Annotated in this window: 2 protein-coding genes; both read right to left on the bottom strand. The window is 37.4% G+C overall.

Translation table 11 applies throughout. From position 1 onward, the window contains the following. Nucleotides 1-312: putative cross-wall-targeting lipoprotein signal domain-containing proteiin (locus GMD4S_RS10085; RefSeq protein WP_000791185.1), on the bottom strand; the 312-nt coding region annotated here is incomplete at its 3' end. Between the two features lie 165 nt (nt 313-477). After that, nucleotides 478-599, bottom strand: a 122-nt coding sequence (pgk, locus tag GMD4S_RS13130; RefSeq protein ID WP_008290915.1) for a phosphoglycerate kinase, incomplete at its 5' end; no start/stop codon positions are given.

Here is a 599-nt window from a genome sequence, read left to right as displayed (position 1 = left end):
TTTTGCATCAGCAACTGCTTTATCCAAATCAGCTGATGATACTTCTACTGGCAAAGCTGAGTCTTTAGAACCAGCCTTAGCTTGGCTTTCTTTGGCAACTTGGCTCATTTCACCCTGAGCTTCAGGTAAATTTGTAGCCGGGTTTCCTGTAGTAGCTACCTCAACCGTACTTGTACTAGTTGTCTCTGTAACTTCATCAGCAAATACTGCTTTGTCTGCAAAAGCAATCAAAGCCGTTCCTAAAACAGCACCACACAAAGTTTTGGCAACTTTGCTTTTACGAAATCCATAGACTTCTTTTTTATTTTTCATTATAATCCTTTTCCTTATCTAAATTTAGTCATTACTCCTCATTCTAGCACTTTACAAGGCAGGATGCAAATATTTACTCTTTTTTTTATTTATAGAAAAATTCCACCTATTTATAAATTAAATTAAAAAGAAGATGATCACACCATCTTCTTTTAGTTAAACTATTTATTTTTCAGTCAAAGCTGCCAATCCTGGAAGAACTTTACCTTCAAGGAGTTCCATTGATGCTCCACCACCAGTAGAGATCCATGAGAACTTGTCTGCACGGCCAAGGTTGATGGCTGCAG

This window comes from Streptococcus sp. GMD4S (assembly GCF_000296955.1).
This window is presented reverse-complemented; position numbering and strand designations above follow the sequence as displayed.